This window comes from Mycobacterium kyorinense (genome assembly GCF_002101735.1).
Lineage (GTDB): Bacteria > Actinomycetota > Actinomycetes > Mycobacteriales > Mycobacteriaceae > Mycobacterium > Mycobacterium kyorinense.
This window is the reverse complement of record NZ_LQPE01000079.1, coordinates 1-15,797: the sequence shown is the minus strand read 5'-3', so window position 1 is coordinate 15,797 and position 15,797 is coordinate 1. Positions and strand designations below refer to the sequence as shown.

Below are 15,797 nucleotides of genomic sequence, written 5' to 3'. Positions count from 1 at the left end.
CCCGCCAATCCCAACCGCCCCACTCGTGCAAGAATCAGCCCCGCGACGACACCAAATCACTGATCCACGGATTCAGGCTAAGTCGATTTGGGCGCGATCGTATGCGCTAGGCGACGATTATCGCGCCGAAATCGCTAGCTGGCGGCTTGGCGCGCCCGTTGTGCGCTGATGAATCGGATCGACAAGCGTTGCAGCAGACCGGGCGCCAGCCGCGCGAACAGCCACGACGCGTGCGCCCGCTTCGGCACCACCAGCAGCGCCTTGTTGCGCTCGATCGCCTTCAGCGTGTCGCGGGCGAGCCGGTCGGGGTCGTAGGCGGACTTCATGCCCTGCCCGCGCAGGTAGTAGTCGCGGCCGACGAACCCGCCGATGGCGCCCTTGTCCAGGATCGGTGTCTCGACGGCGGCCGGGCAGATCGCCAGCACGCCCACCCCGCGGGACACGGCCTCCGAGCGCAGCGCCAGCGACAGCCCGACGACGGCGTGCTTGGTCATCACGTAGCTGGTGATCTGCCCGGCCGCGGTCAGCCCGGCCATCGAGGCGGTGTTGACGATGTGGCCGTGGCCCTGGCGCAGCATCACCGGGTACGCCGCGGCCACGCCGTGCACCACACCGCGGATGTTGACGTCGATGATCGCGTTCCACTGGTCCAGCGTCAGCAGTTCGGTGTCGCCGCCCCAGGCGATGCCGGCGTTGTTGAACATCAGGTCCAGCCGGCCCGCGCGGGCGACGACGTCGTCGACGGCGGCCTGCACGGCGGCAGCATCGGTGACGTCGAGAACCGCGGACCGGGCATTACCCAGGCCCACAACGGTTTTCGCGGCCGCGTCGCCGTCGATGTCGGTGCACACGACGTCGGCGCCGGCGGCCACCAGGGCCCGGCACAGCGCCGCGCCGATACCCGAGCCGCCGCCGGTGACGATGGCCTGCTTGCCGGTGAAAGTCATTGTGGCGCCGCCAGCTTCATCACGTGCCCGTAGACGTCGGGGTAGCGCTTGAGGTGTGCGCCGCCGTTGAGGTCGAGCACCTCACCGGTCAGCCACGGCGCCTTGCACATGAACACCACGGCCTCGGCGACTTCTTCGGGTGTACCGCCGCGGCCCAGCGCGGTGTTCTCGAGGTAATCGTCGAGCACACCGGGGATCTGGGTCACCGGCTCGGTGAGCGGGGTGTGCACGAACCCGGGTGCGACGGCGTTGACCCGGATGCCGCGTGGGCCCAGCTCGAGGGCGGCGACCTGGGTCAGCATCGACAGCCCGGCCTTGGCCGCGCAGTAGGCGCTCATCGCGGCGGCGGGCTGTCGGGCGTTCAGCGAACTGAGCGACACCAGCGCCCCGCCGTCGCGCAATTGCGGTGCGGCGTGCTTGATCACAAGGAAGGCGCCGGTGAGGCAGACGTCGACAACCGACCGGAAGTCCTCGACGGCCAGGTCGGTGATCAGCCCGACCCCGCCGAATCCTGCGGTATTGACGACGACGTCGAGCGGTCCGGCGTCGGCGAACAACCGTCTCACCGAATCCTCCTCGGTGACTTCGACATTCGCCGACACGTGCGGGTCGCCGAGCTCGGCGGCGACGGACTGTGCACCCTCGGCGTTGCGATCGGCGACGGTGACGCGATAGCCGTCGGCGGCCAGCGCATGCGCGACCGCGCGGCCGATGCCGGATGCTCCGCCGACGACGACAGCCGCAGGGGTCATGCTTGCTCCCGGTCCGGCCGGTAGCTGCCCCATTTGGCGCCGATCACGCCCCACGGGTCGGCGTAGCGGCCGGGGTGACGGTAGTAGGGTGATCGCCGCTTGAGCAGCTCGTGTGCCAGCGGAGCTGCGAGCCGTGCCGGGTAGCGTCGCCAGCCCATCCGCTCGGCGGCATCGATCAGCAGCTGTGGCCACGAGATCCGCTGGAAGTCAAGTACTTCCTGCGACCGCGTGGTGTCCATCCAGTCGGTGGCGAACCAGTCGTCGTCGCTGTCGGGATTTCCCTTGCGGCCCATGGGTATTCCGCCAACCAGGCCCATCGCCGCCGCGGCAGCCGGGGCGAGGTCACCCTGCAGCCGCCGGTGCGAGTCGTCGCCGCCGATCAGCAGCGTCTCGCCGACAGCGGGCGCGGTGGTGGCCGCGGCGAACGCGCGGGCGACGTCGCGCACGTCGACGGTCTGGATGCGGCCGTCGATCGGCAGCGACGCCTCGAAGTAGATGGTGTCCAGGTCGACGTCGAAGCGGGGCTCGGCGGTGAGCACACCGCCCAGCCGCAGGATCACGAAGTCGAGCCCGGAGTCGCGCACCAGCTGCTCGGCCTCCGCCTTGTGCGCGCCGTAGATGTCCGACGGGCGCAGCGGGGTGTCGGCCGTCAGCAGGTCGGTGGCGCGGTGTGGGTTGCGCGCGCCGTAAGCTGCGACACTGGACGCTAGGACGAATCGCGGCGGCACCGGTAATCCCTTGGCGGACTTGAGCAATAGGCCGGTGGCGTCGACGTTCACGGCACGGGCCAGCGCCGGCCGGGCGTAGCACAGCGGCGGGATGATCGCGGCCAGGTGGATGATGGCTGCGGGGTTCACCGCGGCCAGCAGTGCGTCGACGGCGGCGGGGTCGGTCAGGTCGGCCCAGCGCACGTCGACGGCATCGGGCAGGTTTTCGGCTGCCTTGCGGTTGGCGGGCACGTCGAGGTCGGTGGCGACGACGCGGCGGTCCTGGTCAACCAGCCGTCGCACCGTGGCGGAGCCGACGAGTCCGAATGCGCCGGTGACCAACACTGTCTCAGTCATGGCGCATTACGCTACACGTCGACGCGGAAATGATCAGCACTCGCGCATCAGGACCCGGGAGTGGCAGGCTGGTCACCGGAAGGTGATGGCAATGTACGACCGCAATTTGGACTACAACTGGCACGTCGACATCGAATTCGACGAGGACGACACCCACACTCACGCCACTGTCCGCGCGCAACGCGGTGACGGCAAGACGATGACGACTCTGGGCGACGCCTACCGCCACCCGGGGGATGCCAGCCAGCCGATGATCGGCGAGGAGATCGCCGCCGCGCGGGGGCTGATCGCGCTGGGCACCGAGCTGCTGCAGGACGCGTCACTGCGGATCGAGCAGGTCACGCACCAGCCGGTCCACCTCTACCGCTGACTCCGTGGCCCTGGCGGTTTGCCTGCTCTTCGACCGGCGATCCGAGCGGGCGATCCGCGGGTTGTGGGACCGAATCGAAGACCGGGGCGTGCCGAGCCTGCGTTCGCATACCCACGGCCGTCACGTGCCGCACGTGTCCTACGCGGTGCTGCGCAACTGGGATCAGTCCGCGGTGACGGCGGCACTGGCCGACTTGCGCGACGGCGGGCCGGTGGAACTCAGCTTCGACGGTGTCGGACTGTTTCGGCGCGGGCGGACCTGGTTGGTGGCCGGGGTGAGCGCGGATTTCGTTGCGCGCCAAGCGCGGGTGGTCGAGGCCGTCACCGCCACAGGCGCGGAACTACACAAGCACTACGTGCCGGGAATCTGGCTGCCGCACTGCTCGCTGGCGCCGCGCGCGATGCTGGCACAGCTGCCGGAAGTGGTGGGCGCGGTGCTGGACGTGTTGCCCTTGCGGGCCCGGCTGGACCGCGCCGCGTTGGTCAACAGCGCGACGGGAGAGGTCTTCCCGCAGACAGCCCTACCGTGACCCTACGCTACGGGCGGCGCGGTAGTTTCCGTCCATCGTGTTCCATCCCAATATCGTTGGGACAGCGCATTATTCGGGTCGGGATACCAGCCAGCCGGAACAGACGGGGGCGGCGAGGCCTGCTGATGTCCGTTATGCTCGGCAAGTTGCCGACGGCTGGCCATGTTCAGCGCGGTCGCGAACTGCCTCGCCGACCTGTCCGCGTTGCCGTCATATCTCACGCTCCGCGACTTGGTGATCGCCGTGTTAGGCCCTTCCACGATGAGGTGGACCTGGCGGTCGTCCTGGCTGTCGGTCCCTATGTGCCCGCTCCCGCCATATATCGTTCCTTTCACGGTCGAGGTGACGCTGCCGCTGTTCTCGACGCGTGCCGTTAGCCCCGCCAGAGGATGGCGGCGGGCATTTTTCTTGTAGCCCTCGATCAGCTCGGTCCGGGTCATGCGTACGCCGTTCCAGTCGGCGATCACCCCGTCCGTCGCGTTGGCCTTGCCGACACGAATTCGATAGACAACCACAAAGATAATAACCGCGATAAACAAGAGAAATATCAGTGACAGCATCGTGCTTTTCCTTGTCAGTTGTCGTTGCAGCCGGTTTCAGAAGTGGCGTACGGGTTCGCGATGGGACCCACTAGCGGGCTGATTAGGTGACACGGTGGCGTGCAGCCCAAGGGGTGGAAGCCTGTGCATGAACCATCCGCGTTGGCGTGGCCGGTGTAGGTCGGCGGGAGCGTGTTGCTGTCCGGCTCCGCGCAATTTCCGAAGGACTGGTGCCGGATGCAATCCATACACCGCTGCGTGTCGGTGCAGAGCCCCGGCACGGCGCTAGCGGTCGAGCTGGACATGATGGGTATGCCCGCGACGGCTGCCGCCGCCGCCAGTGTGGCAAATGCGCGTTTCACGGTTCCTCCTAGCAGGGTGTTTGTCCGGCCATGACCGCGTCGTTGCAGCACGCGAGATAGGCCGCGGTGTTGTCGTTGCCCGAACCGTCGAGGAAAGAGTTGCAGTGGGCGTTGCCTCCCGGCCGCGGCTGGTTGACACCTGCCGCATTGCCGCAGATCTGGTTGTAAATCCGCTGCATTTCGGGCGTCATCAGCCCCGGATGCCCACAATTCGGACCGGCGGTGGCCGGTGGTGACGCGACCACCACAAAAGGTGCCACCGCGACGGCTGCGACGGCAAGAACCTGAGCCAGTTTCGATTTCCTCATTTTTCTTTCCTTCCTGTTAGCCGACGTGATGCGGCGGTGTGAAGTCGACGTGATGATGCTGCGGGGCTGTGAAGTCGATTCCCGATACCGCCGTCGCCGCTGCGGACCCGGGAACGTCATGCGACTGCTGCTGTGTCAACGCAAATGTCGTGTCGTCCGCGCAGCCGTGCTCGCGTTCCAGCCACCTGACCTGCGGGTCGTGACCTCTCTTCGGCACGTATCGGTCACCGCGCCCATCCTTGACGCCGCATTCTGTCGGCGGCCCGGCCTTGCGCCGGAACTTCATCGTCGTCTCCTTCCTCAGCAGAACTGCAGGTCGATGTACCAGATGCCGTTGCCGTCGTCGGCGGGCACCACGTGGTACTGCGCACTGGGGGTGCCGGGGGAGCCGTTCGGCCCCCACAGGTAGTTGAACGGCCCGCCCAGACTCGGGTTGGCGTCGATGATGCGGCCGTGACCGTGGCCGTCGGTGGTGATGCTCTGGAAGCTGGGCACCATGTTGGGAGTGCAGCGGATCTGTACTTGCGTGTAGAACTGCCGGACGGCGTTGCTTAGGCTCTGCTGGCTCCCGTCCGCATGTGCCGGGGCGGGTGTGACCAATAGCGGCGACACGAAGCCTGCGACCGCAGCTACGACGGACGTGGCTCTCATGCGGTCTGCCTGCACCAGTGAACCCCAGGCGATCCCCGCCGCAATCACGGCAAGAACCACCATGAGCGTCGTAATCATTTGCCCATCCCGTGAAGCAGCGGTAGCTGTACTTTGCGACAGCTGGTTTACCTTGCGTGCAAGTGTGTGACGTCGGACGTCCACACGCACGAGTAGTCGGCTACTCGAATTCGGCCGAAGGGTCTGAGGGGATTCGCAAAGTCTTTGGGCTGTGTCCGTCGTGTAGCTCTAGTTATGGTGCACGCAGGACGATGCTCGTTGGCCGCCGGATGTTTCGTTATTCGGCCACAGAGGGTGCCACCACCGACGCGACCTGGGGCCTGGCCGTCGCCTTCACCTTCTCGAACAGCTCGCAGTAATAGGGCAGGCACTCGGCCATCGCCTGCTCTGTGGTGAACAGCGGCCGGTAGCCGAGGTCGCGCTGCGCCTTGGCGACCGAGAAGTAGTTGTCGAGGTAAAGCCGTTCGACGGCAAGGGGTTCCAGCGGCGGCTGCGGCAACCCGAACTTGAAGTGCAGCCGCTGCCATAGCGACATGACGTCACGCACCAGTCGGCCAGACACCCGTACGCGCGGCCAGCGCACGCCGCATTCTTCGACGATCGGCCTTGCGAACTCGAACATGTTGATCGGTTCGGCGTCGTTGATGAAGTACGCCTGGCCGGGCGCGGTGCCGCCCGGCACCAGGTGTTCGGCGGCCAAGATGAAGCCGTGAATCAGGTTGTGTACGTAGGAGTTATCCAGTTTGGCGTTCTTGCTGCCGATGAGCACCTTGACATGGCCCGCGACGACGCTTTCGAACAGCTTGCGGAACATCGTCTGGTCGCCGCGGCCCCAGATGCCGCTGGGCCGGATCGAACAGGTCAGCAACCCGTCAACTCCGTTCTGCGACAACACGAACTTCTCGGCGACGACTTTGGTCTCGGTATAAAGGTCGTTGAACCGGTCGGTGTAGGGCAGGGTTTCGTCGCCGTTCGCAATGCGCTGGCCGCCCATCACCACGCTGTTCGACGCCGTGTAGACGAACCGCTTGGTTCCGGCCTTCTGCGCAGCGTGCACGAGGTTCTTGGTGCCGTCGACGTTGACCGCGAAGCTGCGGCGCCGGTACTCGTCGGTGACCGACGCGCCGCCCATCAACTCGATGAGCGCCGCGGTGTGGAACACGGTGTCGATCCCGTCGACCGCGGCAGCAACGATGGCCGGATCGCAGATGTCGCCCTGCAGCACCTCCAGGCCCGGCTGCGCGGGCAGCGGCGACGGCGCCCGGTCGAACGACCGGACCTGGTAGCCGCGGTCGAGCAGCGTGGTCACCAGGTTGGCGCCGACGAATCCGGAGCCCCCCGTGACCAGGACGCGGCCGAGTTCAGTGGTCAGCGATGCATCACCCATGCGACCAGCATAACTGAAACGTGTTCCAGTTCGGGACGGAGATCCTGGAACCGGTCGCCTTGTCAATTATCGTCGGCTTCACCGGCGGCCAGCGCATCGGCTATTCGCTGGCGAGCTCCAGCTAAGTGCTCTGCACAGCGTTTAGCCAGCTTCTCGCCTCTTTCCCACAGCTTCAGCGACGCGTCGAGGTCGAGTCCGCCCTGTTCCAGCAGCCGGACCACCTCGATCAGCTCGTCGCGGCATTCCTCGTACCCGAGTTCACTAACAGGCTTAGTCTCCATCGGTGGGTCCTTCGCTCGTCGCCGCCACCGCGCCGTCGCCGACCCGCACCCGCAACCGGGTCCCGGCCGGCGCGTCCTCCACCGACCGCAGCACGGAAGCAGGCCCTGAGGACGGAATGGTCTGCACCACCGCATAGCCGCGGGCCAGGGTGGCCGCGGGGCCCAGTGTCGCCAGCCTTGCGGCCAGATGGCCCACGCGGTCGCTTTCGGCTCCGATCAACCGGGTGATGTCGCGACGGACCGCCGACCGGGCGCGGTGGATCTCGTCGGCGCGCGCCTGTAAAGCGGCCAGCGGCTCGGCCAGCACTGGGCGACTGCGCAACGAAGCCAGTGCGCGTTCCTCCCGGGACACCCAGTTGCGCAGCGCCTGGGCGCTGCGGCGCCGCAAGTCGTCGATCAAATGTTGTTCGGCTGCGGTATCCGGCACGATCTTCTTCGCCGCATCGGTCGGGGTGGCGGCGCGCAGGTCGGCGACCAAGTCGCACAACGGATTATCGGGTTCGTGGCCCACCGCGCTGACCACCGGAGTGCGACAGGCCGCGATCGCGCGGCACAGCGTCTCGTCGGAAAACGGCAGCAGGTCCTCGACACTGCCACCGCCGCGGGCCACCACGATCACATCCACGTCCGGGTCGGCGTCCAATTCGCCTAACGCCTCGACGATCTGCGGGACGGCGCTGGGGCCCTGCACGGCGGTGTTGCGCACCGCAAAGCGCACCGCGGGCCAGCGCGCGGCGGCCACCGTCGTCACGTCGTGCTCGGCGGCGCTGGCTCGGCCAGTGATCAGCCCAATAACATTGGGCAGGAACGGAATCGGCCGCTTGAGCCGCGGGTCGAAGAGCCCTTCGGCGTCCAGCAGGCGGCGCAGCCGCTCGATGCGCGCCAGCAGCTCGCCGATACCGACTGCGCGAATTTCGCTCAGCCGCAACGAAAATGTGCCCCGACCGGTGTAGAACGTGGGCTTGCCGCAGACCACCACCTGGGCACCCTCGGCCAGTTTGACCGGCGCGCCCAGCACCAGGTCGCGCGGGCACGTCACTGTCAGCGACATGTCGGCGGCCGGGTCGCGCAGCACCATGAACACGGTCTTGGAGTCCGGCCGGATATTGATCTGGGTCAGCTGGCCTTCCACCCACACGGTGCCGAGCTTGTCGATCCACCCCGCGACCCGGATGGCCACCGCGCGGACCGGGAACGGGTTCTCGGCTGAATTCGGTTGCGCGGCTTGGGTCACTTCGCGGTCGCGCGGGTGATCCTGTTGGCCAGCAGCGTCTGGAACGGCGCGCGCGCCCGGGTGGCCTCCTCATAGGCCAGCAACGCCTCGAGCTCGTCGACGTCCAGCGTGTTAAGCCGGGCGCGTAGCTGCGCCAGCGTCAGGGTTTCGTAGTCGAGTTCCTTGGCCACCGGCGGCGCGGGCGCGTCCGACGCCGGCTTCCTCTTGGCTTGCCTGGCGATCGGCGGATCGGCCGGCGCATCGGATGTCGAGTACAGCGCGAACCGCCCTTCGGCGCGGCGATCGCTGTCGGAGGCGTCGACGGTGGGCGCCTGTTCCTCGTCGAGGTCCTCGTCGAACGTCGCCCACTCCGGCTGCTCGTCCTTGGGCGGGAAGATGGTCTCCAGGGTGGCGTCGCCCTTGATCACCAGATCGGCCATGTTCTGCTGGAAGCGCATCACGAGGTGCGCGGCCTGGCTGGCCAATGTCATCGGGTACATCAAGATGGTTTTCGGCAGCTTCATCGTCTCCTCGACGGCGACGGTCGCCGCTCCCACCAGCAGCCGAACCCCATACGGTGCAGTAGCCATGCGTCCCAGCCTGCCTTAAGCAGCGGTCAAGTCCAAGCTGGCAGCGCAGTGTCGTCGGAAAGTACCCTGGTTGGCATGCCGCCGACCGTCAACATGGGGATTCCGGGCGCGTCCATCTCGGTGGTCGAGCCCGCGACCGGCAAGCGGGTGCTGCTGGCCGAGCCCCGGGGATACTGCGCCGGCGTCGATCGCGCCGTCGAGACGGTCGAGCGCGCGCTGGAGAAGCACGGCCCGCCGGTGTATGTCCGCCACGAGATCGTGCACAACCGGCATGTGGTGGAGACCCTGGCCAAGGCGGGCGCGGTGTTCGTCGACGAGACCGACGAGGTTCCCGAGGGCGCCATCGTGGTGTTCTCCGCGCACGGCGTGGCGCCGAGCGTGCACGCGTCGGCGGCCGAGCGCGATCTGCAGGTCATCGACGCCACCTGCCCGCTGGTCACCAAGGTGCACAACGAGGCCAAACGCTTCGCCCGCGACGACTACGACATCCTGCTGATCGGACACCAGGGCCACGAGGAAGTGATCGGCACCGCTGGCGAGGCGCCCGACCACGTGCAGCTGGTCGACGGGCCGGGCGCCGTCGAGCAGGTCACGGTACGCGACGAGAACAAGGTGGTGTGGCTGTCGCAGACCACGTTGAGCGTCGACGAGACCATGGAGACCGTGGAGCGGCTGCGGGAACGGTTCCCGAAGCTGCAGGACCCGCCCAGCGACGACATCTGCTACGCGACCCAGAACCGCCAGGTGGCGGTCAAGGCGATGGCGCCCGAGTGTGAGCTGGTGATCGTCGTCGGCTCGGCCAATTCGTCGAACTCGGTGCGGCTGGTCGAGGTGGCGCTGGGCGCCGGGTCTCGCGCCGCGCACCTGGTGGACTGCGCCGACGACATCGACCCGGCCTGGCTGGATGACGTCACCACGGTCGGCGTCACGTCCGGAGCGTCGGTCCCCGAAATCCTGGTGCGCGGTGTATTGGAGAGGCTGGCCGAACACGGCTATGACGTCGTGCAGCCGGTGACGACGGCCAACGAAACGCTGGTGTTCGCGCTGCCGCGGGAAATCCGGCCCGCGCGTTCCTAGTGCTTCTACGTCTCGTCGCGCGGGGCTGAGTTTCGGTAGCGCACCCGTGAGATCGGGTGATGCGTCGCCGTGGCGCCGGTCGGCGCGGGCCGGCGGCGCGGGGGCTCGGCGGGTTTGGCGGGCTCGTACGGCTCGACGGGGTCGTAGGGGTCGAAGCGACTGTTGCGCCGGGTAGCCGCGCCGCTACGACGGACATGCGGGTCGCGGCGGATCTCGCGTGGCGGTCGGCCGCGCAGGTCGGGGTCGCGCGGGATCCTGGTCCGCCGCGGCGGGTCGGGCGAGTCGGCGTCGCGGGCGGGTGCCGGACGTCGACGACGGGGGCGTTCGACCGCGGGCTCGGCGGCGTCGTCCAAGGGTGGCCGCACATGCCGGGAGCGGGAAGCGGCCGGGCGCCTGGCGGGTCGCCCACTGGTTGTTTTGCCCGAGCGCGTCGATCGCTCGGTGCGTCGTGCCCGAGCGGCGGTCTTGCCGGTGTGCTCGGGCTTGGCGGCGTCGCGCCCGAGGAGCGAGGCCAGCTTCGCGACGAGGCTGCTCTTGCGTTCGCCGGCTGTGTCGGCTTCGCCTGTCGCCGCCGAGCGCGCCGCCATGCCCAGATACCAGCGGACCATGCCGATCAGCAGCACGGCGGCCGAGGTGAACAGCATCAGCGGGAAACGCTCGATCAGCGGGTAGCCGCAGTTGATCAGCAGGTCCTTGAGCCCGGTGATCTTGGCGCCGTGGAACAGCCAATACGCCCCGGGCACCGCGCAGAACAGGATCAGCGGTGGCTGGATGACGGCGGTGAAGACGCCGGCCTGTCGCACCGCCAGCACGGCCGCCAGACTGCCCACGACATAGAGGGCGGAGAAGACGCCGGTCAGCTCCTTGTTGCCCGACCCGGCGTCGAAGGCGAAGCCGGCCGCGGTGGCGGTCACACCGATGACGACGGCCGCCCACCATGGGACACCGGGCATGGTGGGGATGATCGAGCGATGATCCGCCGTCACCGCCGATCTCGCCCGCTGTGCTGACACATGTTGACCGTACCGGCTCAGCGGCGAAAGGCCCGTAAAGACCTGCCTTTGGACTTCCGGGGTGATCCGCTTCGCCCGGCTTCGCCGCGCTCGCGATCACCCCTACACTTGGCTCCCTGTGAGCTTGAGCCTGGGAATCGTGGGTTTGCCCAACGTCGGCAAGTCGACGCTGTTCAACGCGTTGACCAAAAACGACGTGGTGGCCGCCAACTACCCGTTCGCGACAATCGAGCCCAACGAGGGCGTCGTCCCGCTGCCCGATCCGCGGTTACCCAAGCTGGCCGAGATGTTCGATTCGGAGCGAATTGTCCCGGCTCCGGTGACGTTCGTCGACATCGCGGGGTTGGTCGCGGGCGCTTCCGAAGGCGCCGGGCTGGGCAACAAATTCCTGGCCAACATCCGCGAGTGCGACGCGATTTGCCAAGTGGTGCGGGTGTTTTCGGACGACGACGTGGCTCACGTCGCCGGGGAGGTCGACCCCAAATCCGACATCGAAGTCGTCGAGACCGAGTTGATCCTGGCCGATCTGCAAACACTGGAACGCGCCGTGCCGCGGCTGGAGAAAGAGGCCCGCAACAGCAAGGACCGCAAACCGGTCCACGAGGCCGCAGTGGCGGCCCAGCAGATCCTCGACGACGGCAAGACACTTTTCGCCGCCGGCCTGGACGCCTCGCCGCTGCGCGAGCTGAACCTGCTGACCACCAAGCCGTTCCTGTATGTGTTCAACGCCGACGAAGCGGTGCTGACCGACGCCGCACGCGTCGCCGCGCTGCGCGAACTCGTGGCGCCGGCCGATGCGGTGTTCCTGGACGCCAAGATCGAAGCGGAACTGGCCGAGCTCGACGACGAGTCGGCCGCCGAGCTGCTGGAGTCCATCGGGCAGACCGAACTCGGCCTCGACGCGCTGGCCCGGGCCGGCTTTCACACCCTGAAGCTGCAGACGTTCCTGACGGCCGGGCCCAAGGAGGCGCGGGCGTGGGTCATCCACCAGGGCGACACCGCACCGAAAGCGGCCGGGGTAATCCACTCCGACTTCGAAAAAGGTTTCATCAAGGCCGAAATCGTGTCCTACGACGACCTGATCGCCGCTGGGTCGATGGCCGCCGCCAAGGCCGCGGGCAAGGTGCGCATGGAGGGCAAGGACTACGTGATGGCCGACGGCGACGTGGTCGAATTTCGCTTCAACGTGTAAGCGCCGAGCGTGGGGGATATGTACACGGTCGTCGGGATTTTCGTCCACAAGGCCCACGGTCGCTCGATGTAGACGTGGTCGAACAGCTAGCGGCGAAGTCGCAAGCCGATCATTCTTGGCAGATGGCGACTGTGAAGCAATCGATGCGGTGGTGTACCAGCGTGCTCGTGGGTGGCGGGTTGGCTCTGTGTGCTCTCGGCCTGGCTGGCGGCATCGCTCAGGCGGCCCCTAGCCATCACTGGTGCCCGGGGAATCCATGGGACCCGAGTTGGGGCACGGCCTACGACTGGGACTGGAGTCAATGCCACGACTGGCAAGGTGCGGCAGGTCCGGCGGGCTTCGGTCCCTGGGGACCCCCGCCCAGGTGGGCACCCCCGCAGCCACCTCCACCGCCGTGGGCACCTGGGGCTCATGTGATGTGGAAGACCGATGACAACGCGTGGGGCTTCTGGAACAACAAGGTATGGACGCCGATCTAGCCACGGCTTCCGTGCTCGGGGATGGTCCGCGGATCGGACTGCTCGACATCTTCGTCGAACCGCCCTCGCGCCTTCATCTCCTCCCACACCGGTCCGGCAACCGCCGCGATCCGCGTCGGCCATCCCGAAGCGATCAATTCCTCGGTGCCCATCAATCGAGTGGTCGCGAGTGACTCGATCAGCAGGGCCTGAAGGCCTTCCAGCTGCCGAACTTCCTTGGGCGACACCGTGCTCCAGGTGCGCCACTCCCGTGTGACCTTGTCACTGATGTAGTCGAAGAACAGGTTGTAATAGCAGCAGGGGTCCGACCGACTCCGTCATCGCCGTCGGCGAGTAACTCCACGGCTTCCATGACCCGATTGCGTAATCGCTGTTCAAGGAGCCGCGTACTGGGTGATCCACTATCGAATCGTAGAGACGCGCGCACGTAGCAGCGTGTAGCACATTTCGCTACACTGGCTCCATGGCGCATGTGATCGCGCAGCGCGAGTTGCGCAACCAGAACGCGAAAGTGATCGACGCCGTGGCAGCCGGAGAGTCCTTTATCGTGACGCGCAACGGCGAGCCGGTCGCCGAGCTGCGGCCAATCCGGACTGGCCGGCGTTCCTTCATTCCCCGGGATGAGGTGGCTGCGTTGGCGGCCGCGGGCGTCCGAATCGATCGGCATCAGTTCCGCAAAGACCTTGATCGTGCGATCGATCAGCGCCTGTGAACGTGACGTCGGGACTGCTGGACACCTCCGTCGTCATCGACTGGCATGACCCGGATGTCGTCAGGTCATTGCCCGATGAGATGGCGATATCGGCCATCACCGCGGCCGAATTGGCTGCGGGACCGCACCTCGCCGCCAGTCCCACTGAAGCCGCCAGACGGCAGCAACGGCTGCAAGAAATCGAGGCGAAGTTCGAGCCACTTCCTTTCGACGGGACCGCGGCACGCAGCTACGGGCTGGTGGTAGCTGCCGTAGTCGGCGAAGGGCGGAAACCGCGAAGGCGGTTTCCGGACCTGCTGATCGCCGCCACAGCGCATGCCAACGGGTTAGATCTCTATACCCGCAACGCCGAGGACTTTGCGGGGCTTGACGATCTGATTCGCGTCGTAGCGGTCTAACCCGGTGGGACGCTGACGGCGACTTCGTCGCCGAGTTGGTATCCGGGCGCCAACGGCAACGTGTCGCCGCTCCAAAATGAGCCCGGGTCAAACCAATTGGACGGCTTTTCGGTGGCGAGCAACCCCATCTGCTGGTAGGTGATCGCGACCGTCTCGGCGCAGTAGGCGGTCTCCAGGCCGACGTCATTCCGCTGGACTCTGCGGCGTCGCACCCTTTCGCGAACCTTCTTGTCTACCACCGGGATTCCTTCTACCCAGTCGTAGGCAGTCGGGATCCGGCCCAACAGCCAGCGTCCGGTGAGCCGCGCCGCGGTGGGGAAGGGAGTGCCGTCCAAGCGGGCGATGACCCGCAGCATGCGGTCCTCCTGCTCGCGGTCGGCGTACGGCGTCAGCTGCCGCAGCCAGCAGCGCTGATGGTAGTGGTGCACCCAGCGTTCGACGGCTTGGCGGGCGTCGTTGAGTTGCACGCCGCGGTGGTTGGTGCCGGTCCAGATGTCGATCAGCTTGTCGCCGAGCTCGGCATGCCAGATCAACGGCGGCAGATCGTTGATGGCCACCGTCATCCCGACGTGGTTGACCGGGCTGTTCGACAGCGTCTGAATCGTGCGGTCCGGTCGCGAGCTGCCGCGAAATAGCCAGATGTCGCCGGTCCGCGTCTCCTCCAGCGCACGATCCAGGGTCACGGTACTGGTGTCCACCAGAGCACAATAGGCAGACTTACCCCATGCGCAACGTGTGGAAGTGGCTCGGCGTGGCCGGTCTTGTCGGCGTCGCGGCAGGGGGAGTGCTGGTGGCCCGCGACCAGCGGCGGCGAAAGTCCTACACGCCCGACGAGATTCGGGCCCGGCTGCACCAGCGGCTGGCCGAATCCGAGGCTAAGCGGTAACCGCGTACAGCCGCTGGGTTCCGCTGAACCCCTTCAGCTCGGCGTCGCGGCCGTCGTCGAACCCGATGCCGTCGGCGTCTTTGACGGCGTCGCGCACCGTCTCGCTGACCAGGATCTCGCCGCCCGCAGCCTGCCCCGCGACCCGCGCCGCCATCGCGACGTTGCGGCCGAACAGGTCGTCGCCGCGGCGCACCGACCGTCCCATGTGGATCCCGATCCGAACTCGAAACCCGTTGCGCCGCTTGCGTTGAGCGTCGCGGGCAAGTGCGCGCTGAATGTCGACACCACACCGCACCGCATCCTCGGCGCGCGAGAACGCGATCATGAACCCGTCGCCCTGACTCTTCACGACGTGCCCGGAGTAGTTCTTGACCAGCCGGCGCACCAGCTTGTCGTGTTCGTCGATCAACTTCACCCAGGCGCGGTCGCCGATCCGCTCGTTGAGCGCGGTGGATTCTTCGATGTCGGAGAACAAAATCACCACCCGGCCATCCGGGGTCACCCGCGCCAAGTCCGGCCGCTCCACCTCGGCCCAGTCGGCCAGATCCTCGATCGAGCTGCGCACCGCGGCGCCGAGTCCTTCTTTGCGCACCAGGTTCGCGGTCTGCCACACCGTCTTGACCGCCTCGCGGCCGCCGGACAGCAGCCAGCTTCGGCTGTCGGCGCGGCGTCGCAGCGCCTCGGCTTCTCGTCGGCTGCGGGTCAGCGCGGCCCACAGAAAAGCCAGCGCGGCGCCTTCCGCCACGGCGACACCCGCCAGAACGTAGACCACGATCATCAGCCGGTCACCCATGCCAGGCATCTTTCCCGATCAAGCGTGCCGGGTCCCAAGGCATCCATTGTCCGGCCCAACCGCAATGTCTAGGGTTGAAGTCGGCCGCCGCGGGGGGCGAGGAATATGTCGACTATTTGGGTGGAGGTCCGGTATTGGCCGAGGGCGGCGGTAGCTCTTCAGACATGTTGGTGATCTTCGGCATCACCGGTGATTTGGCCCGCAAGATGACTTTTCGGGCGTTGTATCGCTTGGAG

Annotated in this window: 24 protein-coding genes; 9 read left to right on the top strand and 15 right to left on the bottom strand. The window is 67.0% G+C overall.

What is annotated here, in order from left to right:
• Positions 1-134: 134 nt before the first annotated feature.
• The 3 genes from AWC14_RS10135 to AWC14_RS10125 are packed head-to-tail and all read right to left on the bottom strand — an operon-like array spanning position 135 to position 2,763.
• Positions 135-947 (bottom strand): SDR family NAD(P)-dependent oxidoreductase, encoded by an 813-nt coding sequence (locus tag AWC14_RS10135; RefSeq protein WP_045382187.1) that lies wholly within the window; start codon positions 945-947, stop codon positions 135-137.
• Positions 944-1,699, bottom strand: a complete 756-nt coding sequence (locus tag AWC14_RS10130) for an SDR family NAD(P)-dependent oxidoreductase (protein WP_045382190.1) — start codon at positions 1,697-1,699, stop codon at positions 944-946. The genes AWC14_RS10135 and AWC14_RS10130 overlap by 4 nt, the downstream gene beginning before the upstream one ends.
• The gene (locus AWC14_RS10125; RefSeq protein ID WP_045382193.1) at positions 1,696-2,763 is read right to left on the bottom strand and encodes an NAD-dependent epimerase/dehydratase family protein; all 1,068 of its coding nucleotides are present in this window, start codon (positions 2,761-2,763) and stop codon (positions 1,696-1,698) included. The genes AWC14_RS10130 and AWC14_RS10125 overlap by 4 nt, the downstream gene beginning before the upstream one ends.
• Before the next feature lie 91 nt (positions 2,764-2,854).
• Here AWC14_RS10125 and AWC14_RS10120 point away from each other — a divergent pair, with 91 nt between their 5' ends.
• On the top strand, positions 2,855-3,133 hold the full coding sequence (locus AWC14_RS10120) for a DUF1876 domain-containing protein (protein ID WP_045382195.1): 279 nt from the start codon (positions 2,855-2,857) through the stop codon (positions 3,131-3,133).
• Positions 3,134-3,137: 4 nt separating this feature from the next.
• Positions 3,138-3,662 carry a 2'-5' RNA ligase family protein gene (locus AWC14_RS10115; protein ID WP_045382197.1) on the top strand — a complete coding sequence of 175 codons (525 nt, stop codon included), beginning with the start codon at positions 3,138-3,140 and terminating at the stop codon, positions 3,660-3,662.
• Between the two features lie 2 nt (positions 3,663-3,664).
• Here the strand turns inward: AWC14_RS10115 and AWC14_RS10110 are convergent, their stop codons facing one another.
• From AWC14_RS10110 to AWC14_RS10075, 8 genes are all read right to left on the bottom strand, one after another.
• Positions 3,665-4,222: a DUF2510 domain-containing protein gene (locus AWC14_RS10110; protein WP_045382199.1), complete on the bottom strand. Its 558-nt coding sequence runs from the start codon at positions 4,220-4,222 to the stop codon at positions 3,665-3,667.
• A gap of 349 nt (positions 4,223-4,571) precedes the next feature.
• On the bottom strand, positions 4,572-4,871 hold the full coding sequence (locus AWC14_RS10105; protein WP_045382202.1) for a hypothetical protein: 300 nt from the start codon (positions 4,869-4,871) through the stop codon (positions 4,572-4,574).
• 16 nt (positions 4,872-4,887) lie between these two features.
• Positions 4,888-5,157, bottom strand: coding sequence for a hypothetical protein (locus tag AWC14_RS10100; RefSeq protein WP_045382205.1), 270 nt, complete (start codon positions 5,155-5,157; stop codon positions 4,888-4,890).
• Positions 5,158-5,171: 14 nt separating this feature from the next.
• The gene (locus AWC14_RS10095) at positions 5,172-5,600 is read right to left on the bottom strand and encodes a hypothetical protein (RefSeq protein WP_152602511.1); all 429 of its coding nucleotides are present in this window, start codon (positions 5,598-5,600) and stop codon (positions 5,172-5,174) included.
• 217 nt (positions 5,601-5,817) lie between these two features.
• The gene (locus AWC14_RS10090; RefSeq protein WP_045382211.1) at positions 5,818-6,927 is read right to left on the bottom strand and encodes a 3-beta-hydroxysteroid dehydrogenase; all 1,110 of its coding nucleotides are present in this window, start codon (positions 6,925-6,927) and stop codon (positions 5,818-5,820) included.
• A gap of 62 nt (positions 6,928-6,989) precedes the next feature.
• Complete coding sequence (locus AWC14_RS10085) at positions 6,990-7,208, bottom strand: exodeoxyribonuclease VII small subunit (protein WP_081968234.1); 219 nt, start codon at positions 7,206-7,208, stop codon at positions 6,990-6,992.
• Positions 7,198-8,442 carry an exodeoxyribonuclease VII large subunit gene (gene xseA, locus AWC14_RS10080; protein ID WP_045382214.1) on the bottom strand — a complete coding sequence of 415 codons (1,245 nt, stop codon included), beginning with the start codon at positions 8,440-8,442 and terminating at the stop codon, positions 7,198-7,200. Before xseA ends, AWC14_RS10085 begins: the two co-directional genes overlap by 11 nt.
• The gene (locus AWC14_RS10075) at positions 8,439-9,011 is read right to left on the bottom strand and encodes a lipid droplet-associated protein (RefSeq protein WP_045382217.1); all 573 of its coding nucleotides are present in this window, start codon (positions 9,009-9,011) and stop codon (positions 8,439-8,441) included. Before AWC14_RS10075 ends, xseA begins: the two co-directional genes overlap by 4 nt.
• A gap of 75 nt (positions 9,012-9,086) precedes the next feature.
• Here AWC14_RS10075 and AWC14_RS10070 point away from each other — a divergent pair, with 75 nt between their 5' ends.
• The gene (locus tag AWC14_RS10070; RefSeq protein WP_045382219.1) at positions 9,087-10,088 is read left to right on the top strand and encodes a 4-hydroxy-3-methylbut-2-enyl diphosphate reductase; all 1,002 of its coding nucleotides are present in this window, start codon (positions 9,087-9,089) and stop codon (positions 10,086-10,088) included.
• Between the two features lie 5 nt (positions 10,089-10,093).
• On the opposite strand, the gene AWC14_RS10065 is transcribed toward AWC14_RS10070, so the two are convergent.
• Positions 10,094-11,101 carry a DUF6542 domain-containing protein gene (locus AWC14_RS10065; RefSeq protein WP_142281652.1) on the bottom strand — a complete coding sequence of 336 codons (1,008 nt, stop codon included), beginning with the start codon at positions 11,099-11,101 and terminating at the stop codon, positions 10,094-10,096.
• A gap of 118 nt (positions 11,102-11,219) precedes the next feature.
• On the opposite strand from AWC14_RS10065, the gene ychF reads away from it, so the two are divergent.
• Both ychF and AWC14_RS30315 read left to right on the top strand, forming a co-directional pair.
• Complete coding sequence (gene ychF / locus AWC14_RS10060; RefSeq protein WP_045382221.1) at positions 11,220-12,293, top strand: redox-regulated ATPase YchF; 1,074 nt, start codon at positions 11,220-11,222, stop codon at positions 12,291-12,293.
• Between the two features lie 122 nt (positions 12,294-12,415).
• Positions 12,416-12,772 carry an Mtp family mycobacterial-type pilin gene (locus AWC14_RS30315; protein WP_162835661.1) on the top strand — a complete coding sequence of 119 codons (357 nt, stop codon included), beginning with the start codon at positions 12,416-12,418 and terminating at the stop codon, positions 12,770-12,772.
• Here AWC14_RS30315 and AWC14_RS10050 read toward each other — a convergent pair.
• The gene (locus AWC14_RS10050; RefSeq protein WP_052425642.1) at positions 12,769-12,999 is read right to left on the bottom strand and encodes a hypothetical protein; all 231 of its coding nucleotides are present in this window, start codon (positions 12,997-12,999) and stop codon (positions 12,769-12,771) included. The genes AWC14_RS30315 and AWC14_RS10050 overlap by 4 nt on opposite strands.
• Before the next feature lie 236 nt (positions 13,000-13,235).
• Between AWC14_RS10050 and AWC14_RS10045 the strand changes: the two genes are divergently transcribed.
• Positions 13,236-13,484, top strand: coding sequence for a type II toxin-antitoxin system Phd/YefM family antitoxin (locus tag AWC14_RS10045; RefSeq protein WP_045382223.1), 249 nt, complete (start codon positions 13,236-13,238; stop codon positions 13,482-13,484).
• The gene (locus tag AWC14_RS10040; protein WP_200885677.1) at positions 13,481-13,882 is read left to right on the top strand and encodes a type II toxin-antitoxin system VapC family toxin; all 402 of its coding nucleotides are present in this window, start codon (positions 13,481-13,483) and stop codon (positions 13,880-13,882) included. Before AWC14_RS10045 ends, AWC14_RS10040 begins: the two co-directional genes overlap by 4 nt.
• Here AWC14_RS10040 and AWC14_RS10035 read toward each other — a convergent pair.
• Positions 13,879-14,580, bottom strand: a complete 702-nt coding sequence (locus AWC14_RS10035) for a hypothetical protein (RefSeq protein WP_045382225.1) — start codon at positions 14,578-14,580, stop codon at positions 13,879-13,881. The genes AWC14_RS10040 and AWC14_RS10035 overlap by 4 nt on opposite strands.
• 26 nt (positions 14,581-14,606) lie before the next feature.
• On the opposite strand from AWC14_RS10035, the gene AWC14_RS28135 reads away from it, so the two are divergent.
• The gene (locus tag AWC14_RS28135) at positions 14,607-14,768 is read left to right on the top strand and encodes a hypothetical protein (protein WP_116374132.1); all 162 of its coding nucleotides are present in this window, start codon (positions 14,607-14,609) and stop codon (positions 14,766-14,768) included.
• On the opposite strand, the gene AWC14_RS10030 is transcribed toward AWC14_RS28135, so the two are convergent.
• Positions 14,758-15,570, bottom strand: a complete 813-nt coding sequence (locus tag AWC14_RS10030) for an adenylate/guanylate cyclase domain-containing protein (protein WP_045382227.1) — start codon at positions 15,568-15,570, stop codon at positions 14,758-14,760. The genes AWC14_RS28135 and AWC14_RS10030 overlap by 11 nt on opposite strands.
• 125 nt (positions 15,571-15,695) lie before the next feature.
• Between AWC14_RS10030 and AWC14_RS29535 the strand changes: the two genes are divergently transcribed.
• Positions 15,696-15,797: hypothetical protein (locus tag AWC14_RS29535; protein WP_249026326.1), on the top strand; the 102-nt coding region annotated here is incomplete at its 3' end.